Below are 2503 nucleotides of genomic sequence, written 5' to 3'. Positions count from 1 at the left end.
TTGGCCGTCTCTACACCGCCGGCGGATTGCGGTCGGTGAAGGTGGTGCGCTGGTGCCAGTAGGGATAGGGCAACGTCACCTTGCTCGCGGCATCGAGCTTTGCGATCTGGTCCTTGGTCAATGTCCAGCCGACCGCGCCGAGATTTTCGCGCAGCTGCGTTTCGTTGCGCGCGCCGATGATCAGCGTCGAGACCGTCGGACGCTGGAGCAGCCAGTTCAGCGCAATCTGCGAGACGCTCTTGCCCGTCTCCTTGGCGACCTCGGCGATCGCGTCGACCACGCGATAGACGTGCTCATCGGGCACGGGCGGTCCGAAATCGGCGGTCTTGGGCAGGCGGCTCACCTCGGGCTTCGGCTGGCCTCGCCGGATCTTTCCGGTGAGGCGTCCCCATCCGAGCGGCGACCAGACCACGGCGCCGACCCCCTGGTCGAGGCCGAGCGGCATTAGCTCCCACTCATAGTCGCGGCCGATCAATGAATAGTAGGTCTGATTGGCAACGTAGCGCGGGAAGCCATGCTTGTCGGCGACGGAGAGCGACTTCATCAGGTGCCAGCCTGAAAAGTTGGAGACGCCGACATAGCGGATCTTGCCGGCGCGTACGAGCACGTCGAGGGTGGCGAGCACCTCCTCAGGCGGGGTGAAGGCATCGAAGCCATGGAGCTGGAACAGGTCGATGTAATCGGTGCCGAGCCGGGCGAGCGAGCCGTCGATGGCGGCGAGCAGATGCTGCCGTGACGAGCCGATGTCGTTGGGCCCGTCGCCGAAACGGAACGTCGCCTTGGTCGAGACCAAGACCTTGTCGCGGCGGCCCTTGATGGCTTCGCCGAGAACGCGCTCGGACTCGCCGAGCGAATAGACGTCGGCGGTGTCGAACATCGACACGCCGGCCTCGAGGCAGATATCCAGAAGCCGCCGCGCTTCGCTCGCGTCGGTGGTGCCCCAGGCAGCGAGGCGGYCGACGCCGCCGAAGGTGCCGGTTCCAAGACTCAAAGCGGGCACCATGAGGCCGGACCGGCCCAAGCGTCGGTATTCCATCGATGTGCTCCTCGGCTGGCCGCGGATTGATCCGTGCGGCCTTGGCGCCGAAGTTAGCGCAAGCAGGCGCCTTGTCCTATCACGCGCTCACATACCGGCCTTGCTCGGGAGCGCTCTAGTCGTGCCGAAGCATGTCATCGAACGCGGCATCGACGAGGCGCGGGCCGACGGTCTTCACGGGAGCCTGCGTCTCGATTGCCGCTGCGACAGAGGGCGTGCAGGCGAGTTCGACGTTGCGCGCCTGCCGCGGCAGGAGCGCAACGCTCCAGCCCACCACGACCAGCGCGGCGAGCCGGATCGCGATCATGCCCAGCAACAGCTCCGATCCGCTTATCGTGGCGTGAGTCCTCATGTGAGCCAGCCTGATGCAGGCTGCCAACCAAGACAATCTGGAATTGCCGAGCGCTGCCTTCGCTCAGAGCGAAGGCTTGCGATGATGGCTGACCGGAATGAACGTCAGTGCCGCAGCTGGCCCTGCCGGAAATCGCGCGGCGACATCCCGAAATGTTCGCGGAAGACGCGGCCGAAATGCGAGAGGTCGTTGAAGCCCCAGGCAAACGCGATCTCGCTGATGTGGCGGTGCGCGAGCATGGGCGAGGCGAGGTCGCGCCGGCATTGGGCAAGACGCTCGGCAAGCACATGGCGCTGGAACGACGTCTCCTCGTCGGCGAGGAGGTCGTTCACGTAGCGCGGCGAGATACCGAGCGCGGCCGCGGTCTCCGCCAGCGAAAGGTCGGGATCGGCGAGGTGCGCGCGGATGTGGGCCTTCAGCCGGTAGAGCAGGGCGGAGCGATGCGTCGAGGACGGCAGCGGCGTCTTGCCGAGCCGCTCGCTCAGCGCCATCGCCAGGAGATCGACGGCCTGCTCCGACAGGGCTGCGGAATTGTTCGGGGCGAGCCGGTCCGCGCTCTGGCACAGCCTGAAGATGAAGTCGTAGGCGAGCCGCTCGAGCGGCGCATCAGTGCCGAACGAGATCGCGGTCAGCGTCTCGGTGCCGCCGAGCCGTCGCTGCAACATCTCGCGCGGCACCTTGAAGATGGTCTGCGTGAAGCTGCCGTTGAACTTCAGCTCATAGGGACGCGTGGTGTCGTAGAGCGCGAACTCGCCGGGATGGATCACGGTCTCGCGGCCGTCCTGCACCACGCCGCCGTCGCCGCGATTACCGAGCGCGATGAGAACAAAATCCTGGTCGGAGCGCGCGATGCGCGAGGGCGTGCGGAACACGTGCTGGCGATCGGAGCAGACGTCGGAGCACACGGCCTTGCCGAGCGTGGCCTGTGTGACCGAGCCGCGGAAGGCGCTGCCGAGATCGGACTTGCAGTCGAGCCCGACGAAGACGTCGCAGACGATGTCCTGCCAGAGGGCGAGCCGCCGGTAGCCGGGGCTGCCGTCCGTCGTGAACTGGATTGGCATCGGCAAGCCTCCCTTTCACATCCAGCAAAACCGCATGTCGGCGCAGATCCGGCC

Annotated in this window: 3 protein-coding genes; all 3 read right to left on the bottom strand. The window is 66.3% G+C overall.

The window, feature by feature from the left end; translation table 11 throughout:
* Positions 1 to 10 precede the first annotated feature (10 nt).
* The 3 genes from AC1D00_RS36395 to AC1D00_RS36385 all read right to left on the bottom strand — a co-directional run bounded on the left by AC1D00_RS36395 (position 11) and on the right by AC1D00_RS36385 (position 2449).
* Positions 11 to 1036 carry an aldo/keto reductase gene (locus tag AC1D00_RS36395; protein WP_477013993.1) on the bottom strand — a complete coding sequence of 342 codons (1026 nt, stop codon included), beginning with the start codon at positions 1034 to 1036 and terminating at the stop codon, positions 11 to 13.
* A gap of 115 nt (positions 1037 to 1151) precedes the next feature.
* Entirely contained in the window at positions 1152 to 1388 is a 237-nt protein-coding gene (locus AC1D00_RS36390) for a hypothetical protein (RefSeq protein ID WP_477013992.1), read from the bottom strand.
* 104 nt (positions 1389 to 1492) lie between these two features.
* Positions 1493 to 2449, bottom strand: coding sequence for an AraC-like ligand-binding domain-containing protein (locus AC1D00_RS36385; RefSeq protein ID WP_135177279.1), 957 nt, complete (start codon positions 2447 to 2449; stop codon positions 1493 to 1495).
* Positions 2450 to 2503: the final 54 nt, after the last annotated feature.

This window comes from Bradyrhizobium sp. P2_E8 (assembly GCF_056403875.1).
Note: the sequence above shows the minus strand (reverse complement) of the source record. Positions and strands in the feature narration are given on the sequence as shown.

Coding starts and splice junctions, on each gene's coding strand:
- AC1D00_RS36390 (WP_477013992.1), bottom strand. CDS start 1,388: ATGAGGACTCACGCCACGATAAGCGGATCGGAGCTGTTGCTGGGCATG.
- AC1D00_RS36385 (WP_135177279.1), bottom strand. CDS start 2,449: ATGCCAATCCAGTTCACGACGGACGGCAGCCCCGGCTACCGGCGGCTC.